This window comes from Vibrio sp. MOR3 (assembly GCF_001557775.1).
Lineage (GTDB): Bacteria > Pseudomonadota > Gammaproteobacteria > Enterobacterales > Vibrionaceae > Vibrio > Vibrio jasicida.
In genome coordinates this window covers 42,603-61,305 of record NZ_LNRD01000002.1, presented here as the reverse complement: position 1 = coordinate 61,305, position 18,703 = coordinate 42,603, and the positions used below count along the sequence as shown (strand labels likewise).

General features: G+C 45.5%; 16 protein-coding genes. 1 reads left to right on the top strand and 15 read right to left on the bottom strand.

The features are described 5' to 3' along the window. Positions 1–230: 230 nt before the first annotated feature. Entirely contained in the window at positions 231–620 is a 390-nt protein-coding gene (locus ATB76_RS04890) for an ATP-binding protein (RefSeq protein WP_038872641.1), read from the top strand. Between the two features lie 19 nt (positions 621–639). Here ATB76_RS04890 and ATB76_RS04885 read toward each other — a convergent pair whose 3' ends face one another. The 15 genes from ATB76_RS04885 to ATB76_RS04815 all read right to left on the bottom strand — a co-directional run bounded on the left by ATB76_RS04885 (position 640) and on the right by ATB76_RS04815 (position 18,698). After that, entirely contained in the window at positions 640–1,278 is a 639-nt protein-coding gene (locus ATB76_RS04885; protein ID WP_038872769.1) for a sugar transferase, read from the bottom strand. Between the two features lie 10 nt (positions 1,279–1,288). Then, positions 1,289–2,482 (bottom strand): glycosyltransferase family 2 protein, encoded by a 1,194-nt coding sequence (locus ATB76_RS04880; RefSeq protein WP_061034787.1) that lies wholly within the window; start codon positions 2,480–2,482, stop codon positions 1,289–1,291. Then, complete coding sequence (locus ATB76_RS04875) at positions 2,475–3,596, bottom strand: glycosyltransferase (protein WP_061034786.1); 1,122 nt, start codon at positions 3,594–3,596, stop codon at positions 2,475–2,477. Before ATB76_RS04875 ends, ATB76_RS04880 begins: the two co-directional genes overlap by 8 nt. Positions 3,597–3,837: 241 nt before the next feature. Next, positions 3,838–5,265, bottom strand: a complete 1,428-nt coding sequence (locus ATB76_RS04870; protein ID WP_061034785.1) for a GNVR domain-containing protein — start codon at positions 5,263–5,265, stop codon at positions 3,838–3,840. Beyond that, positions 5,262–6,392 carry a glycosyltransferase gene (locus ATB76_RS04865; protein WP_061034784.1) on the bottom strand — a complete coding sequence of 377 codons (1,131 nt, stop codon included), beginning with the start codon at positions 6,390–6,392 and terminating at the stop codon, positions 5,262–5,264. The genes ATB76_RS04870 and ATB76_RS04865 overlap by 4 nt, the downstream gene beginning before the upstream one ends. Positions 6,393–6,505: 113 nt before the next feature. Next, complete coding sequence (locus tag ATB76_RS04860; RefSeq protein ID WP_038872656.1) at positions 6,506–7,873, bottom strand: O-antigen ligase family protein; 1,368 nt, start codon at positions 7,871–7,873, stop codon at positions 6,506–6,508. Then, complete coding sequence (locus ATB76_RS04855; RefSeq protein WP_061034783.1) at positions 7,870–9,300, bottom strand: oligosaccharide flippase family protein; 1,431 nt, start codon at positions 9,298–9,300, stop codon at positions 7,870–7,872. The genes ATB76_RS04860 and ATB76_RS04855 overlap by 4 nt, the downstream gene beginning before the upstream one ends. Then, positions 9,293–10,465 carry a glycosyltransferase family 4 protein gene (locus ATB76_RS04850; protein WP_061034782.1) on the bottom strand — a complete coding sequence of 391 codons (1,173 nt, stop codon included), beginning with the start codon at positions 10,463–10,465 and terminating at the stop codon, positions 9,293–9,295. The genes ATB76_RS04855 and ATB76_RS04850 overlap by 8 nt, the downstream gene beginning before the upstream one ends. Before the next feature lie 10 nt (positions 10,466–10,475). After that, positions 10,476–11,660: a glycosyltransferase gene (locus tag ATB76_RS04845; protein ID WP_061034781.1), complete on the bottom strand. Its 1,185-nt coding sequence runs from the start codon at positions 11,658–11,660 to the stop codon at positions 10,476–10,478. Positions 11,661–11,812: 152 nt separating this feature from the next. Then, complete coding sequence (locus ATB76_RS04840) at positions 11,813–12,892, bottom strand: glycosyltransferase family 4 protein (RefSeq protein ID WP_061034780.1); 1,080 nt, start codon at positions 12,890–12,892, stop codon at positions 11,813–11,815. After that, positions 12,867–14,393 carry a sigma-54 dependent transcriptional regulator gene (locus tag ATB76_RS04835; RefSeq protein ID WP_038872671.1) on the bottom strand — a complete coding sequence of 509 codons (1,527 nt, stop codon included), beginning with the start codon at positions 14,391–14,393 and terminating at the stop codon, positions 12,867–12,869. The genes ATB76_RS04840 and ATB76_RS04835 overlap by 26 nt, the downstream gene beginning before the upstream one ends. Before the next feature lie 278 nt (positions 14,394–14,671). After that, positions 14,672–15,055, bottom strand: coding sequence for an Hpt domain-containing protein (locus ATB76_RS04830; protein WP_038874991.1), 384 nt, complete (start codon positions 15,053–15,055; stop codon positions 14,672–14,674). Positions 15,056–15,067: 12 nt separating this feature from the next. Beyond that, complete coding sequence (locus ATB76_RS04825; protein WP_061034779.1) at positions 15,068–15,754, bottom strand: CpsD/CapB family tyrosine-protein kinase; 687 nt, start codon at positions 15,752–15,754, stop codon at positions 15,068–15,070. Continuing rightward, complete coding sequence (locus tag ATB76_RS04820) at positions 15,754–17,853, bottom strand: SLBB domain-containing protein (protein ID WP_061034778.1); 2,100 nt, start codon at positions 17,851–17,853, stop codon at positions 15,754–15,756. Before ATB76_RS04820 ends, ATB76_RS04825 begins: the two co-directional genes overlap by 1 nt. After that, complete coding sequence (locus ATB76_RS04815) at positions 17,850–18,698, bottom strand: OmpA family protein (protein ID WP_039977309.1); 849 nt, start codon at positions 18,696–18,698, stop codon at positions 17,850–17,852. The genes ATB76_RS04820 and ATB76_RS04815 overlap by 4 nt, the downstream gene beginning before the upstream one ends. Between the last annotated feature and the right edge of the window lie 5 nt (positions 18,699–18,703).

Sequence of the window (18,703 nt, the reverse complement as noted above, 5' to 3'; positions counted from 1 at the left end):
GTTGATACTAAGTAAGTCATTAAGTATTAGTGATTTTTTTGAGCTCAATAAACGCGCGCGCATTCTAGATTTAAATGCGACTGGAGGGAACAAAAATTAATGCTTGAGCTCAATTATTTACGCTTATGAGAGCAAGGTTACGAAGACGAAAGATCCTAGTGGCTGCTTTCCCTTTCATTTCCTCAAAAATAGCGTACAGTTTGCTGGTTTTTCACTAAAATCCTTCCATTATGTCTAATGCAAAACTCCTTCTTGTTCGTGGCTTGCCGGGCTCTGGCAAGACAACGCTGGCCAAACAATTGTCCAAACAGCTCAAAGCAAAACATTTTGAAGCTGACATGTATTTTGAGAATGAAAATGGCGAGTATGTTTTTGACGGTACGAAGCTGGCAGAAGCGCATGAATGGTGCTTTCAACAAACGCGCAAGTGGCTCAGTAAAGGTAAGACAGTGATTGTGAGTAACACGTTTGTGCGTCGCTGGGAAATGAAACGCTATGTAAAGTATTGTGAAAAGAAGGGGATTGAAGTGGAAGTTCAGGTCTGTCGCGGTGAGTACTCAAGTGTTCATAATGTACCACCAGCGACGATTGAAAACATGCGTCGCCAGTGGCAAGAGTAACGCTTCTACCTTTGTGGGCTCATTGACCTCGACCGTCGATCATGACGACTAAGGTTTTGCTCATAATGGTAATGTCCATCGAAATCCAAGAATAGAAAGAACTCAAGCTCAGAGCATAACTGTGGTCAAAACCTACCTTGCGACGAACGTCCTCGATGCAAGAATCGTAACCTTGATTCACTTGTGCCAATCCAGTGATGCCTGGTAACACACCGTATGTTCGTTCGACAAAAAATGGGATTTCGTCTTCCAGTTTTTGATAGAAAGCAGGGCGTTCAGGGCGTGGACCAATCAGTGACATTTCACCTTTCAACACGTTGAACAATTGTGGCAGTTCATCCAATCGTGTCTTGCGTAAGAAACGGCCAACGGGCGTAATACGTGGATCATTTGCCGATGCCCAAACTGCGCCGGATCGTTGCTCTGCGTCGACATACATGGTGCGAAACTTCATGATTTCGAATAAATCCATTTTTTCTGGCGTGCAGCGTCCAACACGAAGTTGACGATAAATAATAGGGCCACGCGAATCGATGACAATCGCCAAAGCAATCAAAGGCATGATTGGCGCAGTCACGATTAAGATCAATAGCGAAATGAGAACATCGAAAGCTCGCTTAGCTAGGTGAATGTTTGAATCGTAGCGTGATGTCTTCATGATGACTTCCTTATTGATTAATGCGTTTCCAACGCCCATTTTCCATTCCGAGTAGGTAACGCAATCCACCTGCAAAGTTGGCGATATGTCCTACGACCATGTAACTGATTAATTTGAACGGTTTGAATATATTAAAAACCGGAACAAAGTAAGTGATCAGCGCGACGAGATATACCGTTAACTGCCCAAACATTAGAATCTGAAATGCTGGATAGTGATCAAGCAGCATTGAGCTCACCAAGCATAAGATCATCAGATAAGGCGTCGCGAGACGCAGTACCTTTCCCGATAGAAATGCAAATGCGGTGCCACGATAACGGGGAAGCAGCAGCTTTTTTAGTTTTAAGAATTGCTGCATATTCCCGGCAGAAATACGCAGGCGACGCTTAAAGTCAGAAGAATCTGAGCTCTCTTCTAGCTCGATGGCGAGCATTTTAGGTTCGTAGATAGAAGCGTATCCTTGTAGCACAATGCGCATGGGCAAAATGAAGTCGTCATTGATAATTTCTGGCTCTAAAGGTGTGAACAGTTTGGTTCTAAACGTATAAAACGCGCCATGAGAACCAATGGTCGATCCAATCAACGACTCTTTGTATTTTACTTGAGATTGATAATGCCAATATGCCGCTTCACCTTCGTTTTGGGTTGTCATGATTTGATAGGTTGCATTAACGACGCCGACGTTTTCATTTTGGTAGTGCTGGCTAGCAAGTAGTAGAGAGTCACACGACACCAGAGCAGAAACGTCACTCAAAGCGGTAATGTCCGAAATGACGTTTTCCATTTCTGCGTTGAGAAGTGCCACTTTACCTCGGTTGATTCGATGATCGTGGATGATGAACAAGGTATCGGCACAAATAGCTTCTTGAATGGTGTTTTGCGCAATATCAGCGGTATTGTCAGAGCACCCGTCACAAGCAATTACTACGGTAAGCTTATTTCTCGGATAATCTAAACTAGCAAGGTTGCGAATTTTCTCTGCTATCCACTGTTCTTCGTTATAAGCGGGAACGATCACCGTAATGGAGGGTAAAGTACCGTCGCTTTTTGACGCTTTATAGTTACCTTCGCCTCGTTTCGAGGAAACTTTACTTGTTCTGCGATGAGCTGATAACCAGTTGAGAACAAGGGGGTAGCCAACGTGGTGGTAAATAATCAGTAGCGCAGATAAAACGAAACCAGCTGTCCAAAGTAAATCACTCATAAGAAGTCTCCCCAGATAAAACAGCATAGCGATTAACCATATCGCGAATATCAAAGTGCTTAAGAATGTGTTTTCGTGGTGAACGAGATTGTCGTGATAAGTAGTTTGTTAACGCTTCCGCGAGCATTGGGACTCGGTTTGGTTCTACCAATGCACTGGTGTGAGGACATAATGTTTCCTTTACCGCGCCGACATTGCTGGCGATACAAGGTACGCCGCATGCTTGTGCTTCCAGTGTCGAAAGTGGAAAACCTTCTTGTAATGATGGCAAGCAAAACACATCGAGGCTTTGATAAAAGCTTGGCATGTCATTGACTAACCCGAGAAACGTCACTCTTTCTTCTAGGCCGAGAGTCCTTACTTGTGCCTCAAGCAAATCTCGCTGGCTGCCACAACCAGCAAGCGCGAGGTGTGTGCTTTCTGGTAATTGCGAAAATGCTTTGATTAGAATTTCTTGTCCTTTGACGGCCTCTAAGCGGCCAGCGGTTCCAATGATAAACTTGTCAGTTGGTAGCGAGAATGTTTGTTTAGCTAACAGCCCATTGCCGTCTTTGAATTTTTCGCAATCGATGCCGTTGTGGATCGTTTTTACTCGTTCATAACCCAAGTTATTGATGATTTGTTCTGCGACAAAATCGGCGTCTGCGACAACCTGAGGACGAAGCAATTTGAGCAGGGCGGTTTGCAATCGTGCGGCTTTTCTGTTGTTAAGATGCCACGCATCGTGCTCGGTATGGATTAAGGCCTTCACGCCGTGGAGCCGAGCAGCGACGCCTCCGTAGAGAAGAGGCCCGATATGATGGGTATGTACCACATCGGCATGCAGTTGTTTTAATGTCTTCTTCAACGCTTTGAGTGTGACAAGATCCAAACCAGATTGTTTGTTGAGAAAGTGGAGTTGGTCTTGATAGTCTGCCAACTTTTCCCAATGGTTTAGCGCGGTGTACCGGTTTCCCTCTAGGCTAATGACAAAAACGGAGTCTTCTGCTTTGGCAAAGCGAAGCATCTCAAGAACCAAGGTTTCTAAGCCTCCAGGTGCGAGATGCTGAACGACATGAACGATCACTTTGCCTTTGCTCTTACTATTACTTTCTCGGGTCTTAACGTTTTCCATTCCTCAGCCCTCGACGTCAGTTGTTATCAGTAATCCTGCACAGTGCATGCCAATCATTAAATTCAGTTAAAACATATGGTTAGGGTGGACTTTGGTGAGGTGCTTAAAATGACACAACATTATTCTCAAATTGAAATTCATATTCGTTGTGCACTTTCAAACAAGCAAGAAGTTGATAAATAAGAAAAAGCACCCGAAGTTCGAGTGCTTTGATTGTGCTGAGGGGGCCGTCAGTGAAGAGCTAAAATGTCACCTTTGGAATCGTGGTGATGACAGCGACGCCTAAGTGATTTTCTAATGCCTTACGTGAACGGATAGAGTTGTCAGCCAGCTCGATAAGAGTTGCGATGCCAATTCCTAATCCCGTACCGCCAATGAGCCCCAGAAGGACAAAAACAATACTGGGTAGATTAGAAGGTAGGGTTGGCGTGTAGGGTTCATCAATGATTTTTACCCGTTTGTTTTCTTCGAACACTCCGAGAGAACCCGTCAATTGAGCCATTTCATAACGCTCAACCAAATCATCGTATAATTCGCGTTTGACTGCGACGTCTCGTGCCAGCCTGTTTATCTCAGTCGCGGTACTACCAAACCGGTTGGCGTTGTTTTCCAGATCTTGAATCATGCTGTAGAGACTATCGGTTTCTTCTTCTAGCGACTCGTATCGACCTCGCATGATTTGCAGTTGATGGAGTTGAGAGACAAGCAAGGGTTGTGCGTCGCCGAGGTTGCTGACCGTTGCCGTGCTGGCAATATCCCAAAGCTGATTGCTGTTCATTTCCGGTTGTTTAGAATTAATCAGTACGGTACGTTCTTGCTCAAGTCGATTGAGTTCTCGGACTTTACCTTGGACCAGACTGTGTGCTTCGGTGTATTTAGCACGAAGCAGCGTCAACTCGCTTCGTATTTCTATGATCTGTTCTTCAATCTTACCGATAACTGGGTTTGTTTTAGAAAGTTGTTGGTCCAAACTACCCAAGCTGCGTTTTACTCCGGCTAGCTCTGCTTCCTTCTCTGCCAAGGATTGCTTGAGGCTGGCGAGTCGCGACAAACTTTGCGCCTGCATCTCGGGTGTTGCGTCGGCGTAAGTATTTTTGTATTCAGCAAATGCTTGTTCTGCTACATCAAGCTCTGTGCGTCTCTTATCGATATGAATCGTCAGGAAATGACTGGAATCTTTAATAGAGGAGCGCTCTGGTGCAAGCAATTGTTCGACAAAATGATTACTGACTGACGTGAGCATCGCTTCCATGCCATCTGGTGTCTTGTTGGTAAGTTCAATTTGAATGAAATCTTTACCCAACTGGTTGACGGAGAGTCGACTGGCGAGATCTTTAATAATGAACTCTTGTTCTTTTAGATCCATCTCATCGTTTATCAACCCTTGTTCTTGAGCGACGGAGAAGAGCACGTGTCGGCTCTTTAATAATGTACTCAACGCGTTGATACGGTCTTTCAGTTGAGTAGAAACGGCCAGATCTTCAAGAAACGGATTCATTTTGGCGGTTTCCTGTACCAGCATGCTGGTATGCGCAACGTAACTTGTAGGCAAAATCTTGCTGACAATAAAACCAAGGACGGGCAGCACTAGCATAGGGACCACGATCAGGTAACGTCGACGCCAGGCCCCGTGAAGTAATACAGATAGGTTTTCTCTTAAATCGCTCATAGTGACCTCACGAGTTGTTCAACTTGAAAGGCTCTCGATGCCCAGCTTTGTTTTTCGATCAAAGCCATAGTACCAATTGGAGGAGGCAGTAAATGATTTAAGCTGGCGCATACATCCTCGGCACCCGCTGCAACATGCAACATCTGTTTGTAAGGCATGAGCGCTGGGAAAGTGGTGCTGATAACAGGTGTGCCGGTTGCTAAATACTCCAAAAGCTTGAGTGGATTACACGCTTTAATCTGAGCATTGTCGACGAAAGGTAACCAACTCGCATCCCAGTGCTGTGAGTAGCTTGGCAACTGTTGATGTGCTCTAGGTCCAAGGTAGTGGATATTAGTTCGTTGTGGGAGCGGGTTGTGGGGCAGTTCGTTTGGGCCAATGAAAACGAGATCCCAATCGGGTGCTTGAACCGCCACTTGTTCAATCAATGCGTAGTCTAACCATTCGGATAAACTGCCGTAAAAGCCAAGTATTTTTCTGCCATTATCTGGCAAGTCGTTAGCTTTGACTGAGGGAGTTGAGAATAAGGTGAAATCCACGCCGTGAGGGAGGGTGACAGTTTTGTCTTGTGGGAATTTAGCCGCCAGTTTTTCACTCGCGGCCAAAATGAGGTCGCAGCAATCAATCAAATCCTCTTCGTGTTCCAAGACCGTTTGATGATCGACGCCGGCGAGTGCACCAAAATCGTCGCCACAATAATAAACGATGCCAGAGTTATCCATACTCTTACACACATCAACGGCAGTCGGCAGAGACGTCCAGAGTACCGGTTTTTCAAAGCCAAGCTCTTTTAGCTTTCGCTTCAGTTGATGTTGCATCATGCTCGAAGCCGCCTTCCTTGCCCATTGAGTCCGCGGTGCAGGGATGGTGAGTAGGTTAATCGTTTGAATACTGGCGCTCATGTGGCAGTCTTGATTGAACGTTGTATTGTTCTGTGTATGTTCATCAAAAGAGCGTGTGAGTTTGTTAACGATGCGCTTTACATCTTTTGTCACCAACCTCGGCTGCCTTAAACCGATGGAATTAACCCACAGGATGCGGTGATTGTCTGTCAGATGTTTAATGATATGTTGAGTGGAAGAAGGCAATCCGCCAAAGTCTTCGCCAAACACTACGATGTCCGTCATCATTTTCTCCTTTGAGCCAACTTTATGATTGTTCTAATAAGTAGACTTATCACATTGCGTGCCAAGGAAATAATTTAATAAAAACAGATGGTTGAACTTAACGAGGGAAAGGGCTATGACGCTTTCGCATTTTGACAATCAGATTGAACGATACGATGTATCACAATAGTCAGCGCGGCTAGGATGTATATTGGCCAAGTAAACCCTTGAGTTAAAAAAGTACCGGAAACAATCGTACCGATAAGACCACCCAAGACGGCGTTTGCTCCAATAGACAACGTATGGTCACTAGTAGGGGTGAGCATCTGGATGGTCTCACGAGAAGTTCGAATTAAAGACACAATCAGCGCGATAAACACGAATAAACCAACAAATCCAGTTTCAGCTAACACACCAAACCACGTGCTGTGTACGGCGTGATTGAGTCCATCCCAATGAGAACTGTAGAAGAAGTAGTTATTGTAGAAGTTGTCTATCCCGATGCCCGTTAATGGGTTTTCTATCGCCATTTTTATTGCGGCTTCCCAAGCATAAATCCGTCCCATTGCGGACTCGTCTATCCCTTCTTCCGCGGCACCGCCAGACGAGCGGCCAGAAATCCCTGCAACGGCATAAAGAACGAGCGCCCCAACCAACCCAAGAGAGATAACTAACGCTTTGCTTTTGATGTGTTTAAACGCGAAGTACGCAAAGACAGAAAGCGCACCAAGTAGGCCTCCTCGGCTTTGTGTTTCTAATATCGCGAAGAACAACACGACACAGGTGATCAATGCAAACAAGCGAAGAACAAAGCTGGCTCTTTTCTCTAGCAATTGGCTAACAGTAAATGCAAGTGGGAACATCAGTACTAAAGATAAATCATTTGGGTCACCAAGTACCGAACCTAAGTCGCGGCTGATGGTCACGCGTGAGCCTTCGACCAATCCTATACCATTACTCGCGTTAGACAGGGCGGTTAAGCCAACCAATAGTCCTGCTAGCATGATGGCTTTCGACATTTGAGCAACTTGTTTTGGTGTGGTGATGAGCCAGGTTATCGCTAGCGTCATTACGATGATCTTCCAATAAACACTGTTGAATTCATCAATCGCAACAGGGCGGTTTGAAGCGAATGCTACGCCTAATGTCACCAGAACCCAAAAAATGGATAACCATTTCAAGCAAGGGTGCCAAAACGCAATTATTTGACGGCTGATCAATAAATGAAATGACAAGGCCATAAGAGCCCCAAGCGAAAGCAGCAAAGGAATTTTGAAGTTGTAAATCACCGGAAAAGTTTCGTGAATCCGAAAGAAAGAAAAAATCACAAACAGAGTCACGAACCAGAAGGTTTGGTTGAGAACAAACAAGATAGCCAATGGTGCGAAACAAAGTACGAGAATCAGAATTGGATTTGGCATCACCAACCATAATAGCGCGATACACGTCGTGAGCGTGATCGCAATGATGGACTGCTTCATTCTCAATTCAGCGCTGATCATAGCGGTGTTCTCTTCATTTGGCCGCGCCACTTGAGCCAAAAGTGGTGCACGTTACTTTTGGTTTGTGCATCAAAGTAACGAAACGCTATGGTCGCGATGAGCACGCAACTTGTGAAACATACGAGCATGATAAGTGGGGCAGAACCGGCTGAATGAATCAAGAATAACGACGCGCCAGCAAGGATATGTAGTATTACCATTAAGCTCAGGTGGAAAGGGAGCTTCATGCATTGTTGACCAATGCTAAAGGTCAACGCCAGTCGACAAAGCTGAGCATAATAAAGAGCGATAAACACACCGAAGATCCCTAGTGCTGATAAGCTGAACAACATCGCAAGACCAATTGCGGCCGGTATTACATTAATGCCCATTAACCAGTGGGTCTTCCTTTTGTATAGGATACTAATACATAGTAAGTCGCTCCATTCTTTAAGTAAGGCTATCGGTAAAAGAAACAGAACATAAAGCGACGCTTCTCGATACGCCACAGGCAAGAAATTGTTGATGATGATTACGGCTAATGAGCCTACGACTACGACTAGAAATGTAAGATAAATCATACCTAGGTGGGTGATTCGCGTCGCTTCGTTGGCGCCCTTTTTCTCTAAAATCGAAAACCGTCTTGGCGACCACCACATGGCAAAAGGTTGTGCCAAAAAACACATACCAATTGCGAATTTAAATGCGATTGTGTAAACCCCGAGCGTTGCTAACGATGCATTTGCCCCAATAAACCAACGTTCTGCACCATTTAAACAAAACATGATTAAGCCCGAGCACATAATGGGATAGCAGTATTTAAAGAATTGTTTTGTCGAAATAAAACTCGGAAGAACCAACTGATAGCGATTGATGAAGTGTAACCAAATTAATTGTGCCGCAGCAGCGAGCAGACCACCAAGTAAGACGGACAGCACCGTTTGGCTAAATTGAAGCGCGATGATAATGAACGCCGCTTGAAGTGCCGTGGTCGTCACCATCACATACAACAAGGTTTTCGCCTTGTCGTCTTGTAGTCTTAGCCACGCTGTCCCTATCGCAATCGCGCCCTCGAAAGCAATGGCAACTAAGGTAACCATCCATTCAGTCTTAGTAAAAGGTTCTGGTACGGGCATAACAATGATGATCGTAGCCAAGACCAAAGCGATAGGAACAGAGATAAGCAATGAAAGAGAGTAAATTTGGTCTAGCAGTGACTTCCTTTTCTGCGGGTCGTCTTCCACGCCAGCGAAGCGATTTAGGGCTTCATGCAACGCTAGGCTAATGATTAAAGCAATCACAATACCAACAGACGCGATGATTTCCATTTTACCGATTTGTTCCGGTGTCAAATATTGCGGAAGTATTGGTAGCATGATTAAGCTAATGCTCTTGTTGATCACCAGTGCAATCGCAAAGAGTGACATGTTGGTCATTGCTCTAGACATGGTCATATCCTTTGACGTTGTTGCGCTTTTTCGCGCTGGATTCATTTTGTTGTTCTGGGCCTGAGCACAAATGCTGAGTGATTGGGAAGTAACAACGTTCAGCCGTATAAAGTTGAGCGACATTGAGTGCTTCGATTCCCATCGTTACCTTTAACCATGGAGACTCATTGAGTAAGCGAATCGCGTTGTGCAGCGAGGCCGCGTCGTTGGGTGTGTATTTGATGCAATTTTTTCCGTCAGTAAGGATTCGATCCCAGTAACTGTCATCATGTGGAATTACCACACACATTCCTGCGGCTAATGATTCCAAAATTGCAAGACCAAACGGCTCATTCTCTGCTGTTGCAACAAACACACCACATTGTGTTCTTAGGTCATCAAGGTTTGCTGGTGACTCGTACCAATCGACGCCTTTTGCAGTTAAATCAGGGGTTAAGCATTCATCATCAATTAAGTTGGGTTGGATATAACACACGGTTGCTTTGAAGTTTGTGCCGTTTTCCAATTGAATGGCGTCTAAGAGCAAGTCGACGTTTTTGCGTTTTAGGAGAGTCGCTGCCCAAAACACGCGAGAGGACATAGGATTCGCTTGCTTTGGCCAACGCTCTGAAGAGAGACCGTTAACGAATGATGAGGTATTTAGGTCTGCCCAGTAGCGTTTAACTGCAGCAATGGGTTGGTTGAGATACGCTTGCAATGCGTGGATTATGGATTCGCGACAACTTGCCAAGTAATAGATACTGGTTGCTTTTGTGACGCAATAACCTGCAGATCGTGATTTACCAACCGATTGGCTGATGATTTGAACGATTGGTTTACGGTTCAATAAGCGCAATAGATACAAAGGCATATCGTTGTTGGGATTAGAAAGGCCGAGTAGCCAATCAATTTTGGGTAATCTGCACAAGATGAACAACAATTGGAAAAGGTAAAACCCATTCATTAACCAATAAGCCAGGCCATGCTGAGAAATAATCGGCGAGCGACGAACTTTAACGACTTGAATACGTTCGTCATCTTTCAGTAACCGATTCCAGTGCTCTGGGTGAGTCGTTGCGACATAACCGACGACATCTCGCTGATCGCACTGTTTTAAGAGTTCAGCATTTGCTGTTTTTGAACCGCTTTGCAACGGGATAGTGTCCAACATCAGTACGTATTTCATGACCCTATCCTCAATTGTGTTTTAGCCAACGAGGCATAGGTTTAAGACTGTGCGTGGGTGGTATAGAAGCCGTAGGCTCATGTGCCAGCTCTGCATGATAAATTGACTCTATCGCGCTCACCGAAGCCGAAACGGTAAGGTGTTGCGTCGCGTAGTGATAAGCATTGTGAGCAATTTTATTTCGCAGCGGAGCATCATTTAGCATGCGCTGCACAGAATTGAGCAGACCGGCCATCCCATGATTGGAATACAGAAGAGCACTGTGATTGTGTTCGACTAATTCAGGGATAACACCGATTTTTGGGGCCACGATAGGCAATTTTGCTAACGCAGCTTGCCCAATCGCCAGGCCGTAGTCTTCTTCGTAAGCACCACTGATAAAGGCGTCGACGTTGCCTGTCATCCATGCGTCTTTGTTATGCTGTTCCGCGACAAAATGCACACGGTCTTCAACACCAAGATCCGCTGTGAGTTGTTGTAAGGGGGCTTTTTCTTCCCCGTCTCCAACAATCACAAGGTGTGGATTATTCTGATGATAGTTGTGCATGTGAATCGCGCGAATCAGGCGGTCAAAACCTTTACTTTTAATCAGAGCACCAACGGAGAGGAAGGTGAAAGCGTTTTGTGGGATACCGAGGTAGTCCTTCACATCAACCGATGGTTCATTTCGGTTTAACGAAACGCCATTGTGAATCACGTGTAAGTTTTCTTTTGGGTAGCCGTCGCGGGCCAGCTCTTGGCTTATTCCCTTACTGACACAGATCAGCTTTGGCGACATATGCAAGTCAAGTGAAAACCGATCACGGATGGGATAATGGCAATGCAGCTGCGTAACCAAAGGTATGTGGTTCATTCGTGTCGCCAGACACATCCACTGACAGGTCGCACCACTGTTCACATGCACAAGATCGATAGTGTGCTTTTCGATGAGTTCAGAGCCTTGCTTGATAAGGCGATTCCAGGCGCTGATGTCCCAGCGGGGAGTACTCCAGCCTCCGACTAACTTGAAGGGAGAATATTGAGTTTCAATCCCCATCTCTCGGCATTTTTCAATTAAAGGCTCACAGTTCGTCCAGACATAAGGCAAGAACTGCTCACGATCAATGCGCGACAAAAGATCAAGTAATACAACTTCGTTGTGGCGAAGCCAGTTGTCGCCATAATGAACATATAGAATGCGTTTTGGAGTAGCCATCGTCGTCACCTCGGTTTGCCCTTTTGTTTACTGGGATACTGCAACCGAGATGCCAAACCTTATCATTTGTTTAAGTTACTGATTTAATGGAGTAAAGATATTTAAGAGTAGGTAGGGGGAAGCAAGTTTTTCATTATGAGAATGCATATGCATCAAGTTTGATTTTCAATTTGATAACGTTCAATCAAAATAGGAATGATACTTTGTGAAGAATACTGCTCCGAGATGGTCTTAATGGCCTTTTTGCGAATAAGCGATTGGGTATAGGTGCTCATGGTTATCCAATGGTTGAGCTTGTCTATCAAATTGAGAATATCTGGCGCAATAAATCCATTACTGCCATCTTCAATAAGATCAGATAATCGGCCGACATTTAGGCTGAATACCACAATTCCTCTCGACATCGCTTCTAATGCCGCCATTGGGAGGCCTTCATACCGAGAAGAGATAATCAATACGCCAATATTGTTCCATACCGCGTTCATGTTGTGTTGATGCCCATGAAACACAACATTACCGGGCGCTTGTTGGGCAAGGTCTTTTCCTTCAGGACCGTCGCCGTAAATAGAAAACTGACGATCAGGAAAATGCCTCGCGATGTCGATAAAGCGATCCGCGCCTTTTTCATGGCTCAATCGACCAACGAATGCGATTTCTTTGTAGCTGCTGTTTTGTGCAGGAAGTGAAACAAAGTTGTTCAATAGCTCGGTTTTTATCGGCAGTTTATTTTGAATACTTTGGCTAACCGCAAAACAATGATCGGACAAACGACCGCTATAACGATCAAGCCAATCGTAAAACCACACTTTTCCCGTTGGTGTTTCTCCGGCATGGTAGGTAGAAATAAGACGAGGGAAGGTTCGTGTAAACAGTTCGGCGCTGCGCGCAAGTAAGCTCGCTTTGTAGCCGTGAGTGTGGATAACGCTTGGTTGATGCTCTGCAACCGCAATGGTAAGCAGTTTTACCGCAATGACAGAATGTGTGTCATTATTCTTGGGGCTAAGTTGGTGTAAGTAGCTTACGGGAACATCGGAATCGGCCAACCTAGAAACAAGCGATGCTGGTGGGTTGTACTCAACCACCAATACCACTCTAACGTGGACATGAAATGCTTGTAATCCTTTGGCAAGCTCAAGAACGTGACTTTCTATGCCACCAAAAATGCGGCTGTCGAGTAAAATCCAAACCTCGCCAGCGACAGGTATCTCACGATTGTTCGAGATTAGCCTCATCCGCTTCCCACGCTTGTTTTTTACGATAAACAGTAGATGGACTCAGCTCTAACATTACCGCGGCGTTGAGTACGTTACCATCGCAGTAGGCTATCGCATTTTGAATTGCTTCCCGTTCCACCTTCCACATCGGTCGAATGGTGCCGTCCGTATTAAAGTACGGCGACGCGACTTGTGCAGAAGCACTCATTGGTATCGGTTCGGGTCTGGTTACCGGTTCTTGAGGCAGCATATCGGTAGCGATATGTTCAACGGGCTGTATTGGAGAAGGCTTAGCGACGGTGGTCGGTGCGGGTTCTACGGGCTGCGTAATTACACGTGCTTTTGATGGCTTGCGAGTTAGCTGCGCGGGTAGATGCGCGACGGTGACTTTGTCTTCATTGTTTAACACCACGATGTTACGGATGATGTTTTGCAATTGACGAACATTCCCCGGCCAGTCGTAATGTTTGATCACGTACTGTGCTTCATTATCGATATTGTTGAACTTCTTTTTGTCCTGCTTGGAGTAGGTGGTCAGAAAATGCTTAGCAAGAGTGACAATGTCACTACCTCGCTCTCTGAGTGGCGGCATATCAATAGGTACAACATGGACGCGATAGTATAAATCTTCGCGGAAGCGGCCTTCTTCGACTTCCGTAAGTGGGTCGCGGTTTGTCGCACAGATGATGCGAACATCCACTTTCATTTCTTTGGTCGCGCCAAGTGGCGTGTAAGTGCCTGTTTGTAGAAAACGGAGCAGCTTTTTCTGCATTTCCAATTCCATCTCACACAGTTCATCCAGGAAGAGGGTTCCACCATGAGCAACGGTTGCTGCACCTTTCCTATCTGTTGTCGCACCAGTAAATGCGCCTTTAACGTGACCAAAAATTTCGCTTTCCATTAAATCTCGTGGAATCGCACCACAGTTGATGGCAATAAAGGGTTTGTCACGACGATCACTTTGACGATGGATTGCTTCGGCACAGACTTCTTTACCAGTACCACTCTCACCAACGATAAATACACTAGCAGAGGTTGGAGCGACAGCATCAATGGTTTTGTAGACGGCTTGCATTGGCAAACTAGAACCGATGAATCCATGGTAATTGTGTCGGTCGAAGGTAGATTGAATGTTTTCTACTAAGTTTTCTAACTTGGCACGTTTAAGGTGAAGTGCAACAGAGGTCTTGAGTCGGTCAGCGTTGATGGGCTTTTCAAGAAAGTCTTCCGCACCTTTTTGAATTAAACCTACCGCAATGTCTACGCTGCCATGTGCGGTTGCAATGATGACTGAAGTTGGAATTTCATTCTCATTGATCCAATCAAGAACGTCTTCCCCGGACATATCGGGTAATTTTAAATCGAGAATGATGAGTTGCGGTTTACTTCTCTCAATGAATTGGATGGCCTCACGCCCAGTTTCTACGTGAAAGATGTCGTAAGGTTCGTCCTTGACATACTGTTTGTATAGTATGGCTAGCGAGGTAGAGTCCTCTACCAATAACACCCTTGGTCTCATAGTCCTTTCCCAACTTTTATTCGTTTTCCGTTTAAACCTTTAATCAGTACTGACACTGTATTGGTTCTAACGTTGCTTTGTCAGCTTGTGAGTCAGTTCGCGAGAATGAATAGTTGTCGTACTCTCAAGCAGATAGCTTCTTTTCTATTCTCATTTTGAGAATCGTTATATTTAAGTATTAGCACAGGTTGGGAGTCTTGCAGAAAATTCTTTATTTTTTAGCTAATTAAATAAATCAATATATACCCAAGCGTGTTGAAGTTACCTAGGTATAGACTTTAATCTTCAAATCCTTGCTCCTTTCTCTGATTCAAGGCAATAAAGGAATTTTCGGCGAGTTGCGGCAATGATTGGCATAGGAGTAGGGCTTGTTGAGTTTCACCTTCCACGCAGTGTTTCTCAATGGTTCTCGCATGTCGAGAAAGGGTACGGTTCCCTAGAGCAAGTGCGGAGCTGCCTAGAGTGTGCACCTCAAACTCTAGGGTGTTGATATTGCAGGTTTCTAATGCTTGTTTGATCTTTTCTACCCGTTCGCGAGACTCCTCGATGTAGTGCTCAATGAGTGTGGGCATTATCTCAGCGCACGTATCTTTGATCATTTGTTGAAGAATCAATTCATCGACCAATTCAGGCTCTACGGCCACATCTGTGTGATTGTTCATTGGATACGCTCCCTATAAGGTAAATAATTCGCTGTCTTTAATCTGTTGCGATATTTTTGCTTTTAACTTATCTGACAAAAAGCGCAGCTTTTTTACCTGACGAATCAATTCGTCTTTTAAGCCTGCATTGTGCTTCATGTTTAATACCGCCCCAAGTAGGTTGGCGTTACTGTTCTCTAATAGTTTTTTTGCTTGGTCAATTTGTGTAGCTGTGGTCGAACCGTAACTGGCGACTAATATGCTCGCATCACAGACGCCTGCAACTACTTGAGCGGGGATGTTATTACGATTTAAGCTCAATAACGGTGAGGTGTCGATAACGACACGATCATATTGGTTTAACCAAGTCTCAATGATTTTTTTAAGCATGGTTGGATCGCGATAAGCGAGTTGCGTGCTGGCCATCGATGGGGCCGTTAAGCCGAATAAGGTCTGATGATCTTCTTCTCTTGCGATGAGCTGTCCGATGCCGTCTTGCTCAGGAAATTGATGCACCGTATTGTATGCAGGCTTGAACAAGTTCAAATCCACGTAAAGCGTGTTATGCCCTGCAAGAATCAAACGCTCGGCCAAAGCGGAAGCCACGGATGTCACGCCGTCTTCGGATTGACAAGCGACGATACATAGGGAGCGATGGCCTTTTAATTCGCCCTGTAAGTAGATTTGTTCGATTTCAGCATGAGTCGCAGGAATAGTCATTACAGCGCTCCTATTAACACAATGGTGGTCGTGATTTGCAAAAGGTCACGTAAGCCAGCCCGTGCTTTCTCTGCAAAACTCTCATCTTTGTGTGGAATATAGATAGTGTCGCCCGCGCGGATAACCGGAAGGTCATAAATGTTAGCGGTTTTACTAAACTCGGTTAGATCGAATGTACGAGCTTGGCCTTGGCAACAAGACATGTTGACCACGCTAATTTTTTCTACGTAAGCGTTATCACTTGGTCCTCCGGCTTCTGCCAATAGGTCAAGGATTGTCATATTGTCATTAAATACGTAACGACCTGGGTCTCTCACTTCGCCCAACACTCGTACGGTCGATTCTTTTGAGCGGTCAAGCCAGTTCTTATTCTTCTCAGGGATGTAGATGGTGTCGCCCGGGCGAACATCCGGCAAGATGTTTTCATCACCAGTTTCAAAATACATCGATAGGTTTAATTTGCTGACTTTAGCGTAACCAAGACCACGGTGCGTTACTCGAATATTATGAATATCGGCATCTTTCGTTGGGCCGTCAGCCGCAGAAAGAATGTCGAGAAAGTGCATCTCGTTGGTAAAACGGTAGCGGCCTGGAGAGTTGATTTGTCCAAAAACATAAATAGACGCATCTGAACTTTGGCTAACCCATTGTGATTTGTTGTCTGTTGGATCATCTGGCAGGGCATGAATTCGAACCACGGTTCCTGCAGATACGCTCGGTAACTTAGAGGTTGGTGAACCTTGTAGGATGTACTTGTCCAAATCAAACTGAGTCATCTTACCGTTATTCGCCACTTCTATTTTGCTGGTGTCTGCGCGGCGAGTTGGGCCGCCAACATGGGCGAGTAGGTCAATCAAATCCATTTCATTGGACCATTCGATTCGACCTGGACGAACCACTTCCCCCATCACTGCAACAGCTCGGCTTGGTGCGACTTTCAACCATGATTTTTCATTCATATCGGTTTTCTCAGGGACGAAAATAGCGTCTCCTGAGGATATTGCAGGCGGTCTCGCAGAAGTGAGCCCCTCTGTGTGTGCCGTAAGGTCGAATTTGATCACTTGTCCGTTCGCTTTAATCACACGGATTTGGCGGGATTCAGCAAAACGAGTAGGGCCGCCAGCGTTGGCGAGAATGTCCATAAAGCTCGGGCCTTTTTTGCCTTCAAATGCTCCAGGGTTTGCGACTTCACCCATAACATAAACAACATTGGCACCCGCTTTTATCTCTTCCTCTTGCTTAGGCACAAAGATGGTTGCCCCTGGTAAGATGTCTGGTAGTAAGTTGGAATCACCTGAGTCTAGGTAGCGCTTTAGGTTAAAAATCACTGGTGTATTGTTGGTGATCACACGGATTTGTTCGACACTCGCGAAGCGCGTAACACCACCCGCTCGCATCACAACGTCGACGAGTGTTGTGTTTGGCTTGTATGTGAATGAGCCGGGTGCGTTCACCTCACCAAACACTTTGATAGCTTTCGTTTCATCTGCACTGTCGCCAGAGTTGGCCAGTTTAGCAGCGTCAAATTCTTGCTCTATGTTACCAACGAGAGGAGAGGCAGGGACGAAGAGAACATCCAGAGATTCAAGCGTCGGCAGTTGGGTGTCATCACCAGTATCAAGGAAGCGTTTGTAATCGAATTCGATGTTCTTGTTACCGCGCTTGACGATGATTTTATCCAGCTGCGCACCAGCACGGAGTCCACCGGCTTCGTATAGGAACATTTGAATGTTAGAGCCGGCTTGTAAAGTGTATTCTCCGGGTTTGACCACATAGCCTTGAACGGATATGAGTAGTTGCTGCTGCTTGATGAAAACGCGCGCGTTGTTCACGTCTCGATAAACGGATTTCAGGTTTTCGATAATCACATCTTGAAGTTGCTTTTCATTATATCCAGCTACAAATACAGGTCCGATTTCCGGTAGGCTGATGCGACCTCGTTTATCGACTTGGAAGCCTTTGTTTAGTGAGGCTTCTCCTGGAAGGTTGATTTGGACTAAATCACCGACTTTAACGACATCGTCTTCCGCAGCCCAACTCGCATTTATGTTGATCATGCAAAGTAACAAAAGGGCGACAATCGATTTGAGGATGCTCATAGCGTGTCTCCCATTTCTGTTGTGCTGTCAGAATTTGAGTTGAGTACTTCAATGCTTACTCGACGGTTGGTCAAGCGAACCGCTGGTGTTTGTCCTTCGTAGAGTGGGAGCTTTTCACCCACGGATTTTGTTTGCACGCGGTCAGAGGTGATACCGAAGACATTGAGGTATCGTTTTACTTGTTCTGCACGTTCTTGCGCGAGCTTTTGGTTGTATTCCGGTTCGCCAGTAACGTCGGCATGACCCGTTACCACCAAGGAGAGAGACGGGTGCTCTCGTAAGATGTAAGCCGCTTCCGCAAGGTGTCCCATGTACTTTGGATTGATTTCGGCAGAATCGACGGCGAACTGATTATCGATATTGAGCAGGTCATAGACGTCAGCGACGATGTTCAAGTCGCTGCGCAGAGCTTCAATGTCTTGCGGCGGCGAGCAAGTGGTTTGAGAGAGCACGTAATCAAGTTGTTGTTCTAGTTGGCTCAATCGACGACGCTGAATCACAATATCGTTTGCAGCATCAAGTAAAAGCCCGCCCTCGAGTTCTCTTGCGATTCGATTTTGCTTTTCTAATGCTTGCACTACAGCAGCAGGGAAACACCATCTTGCGCCTTCATCAATTAAGGCATCTAAATGAAGTTTTGTGAGTTGCCAATCGAAGCGAAGCCCATGCTCTGGGCCAAGAGGCTCATCAGGCATAACCGGTGAAAACTGATAATTCTCGATAGAAATATCTTGGTAACTTTCCGCCATGCCGCCCTGACCATGATCGGGGTAGCTAAACGCTGAGCAACCAACAACGCCGACAACGAGACCGCTCATTACACTTTGTCGTATTAGATTCACCATGCCAA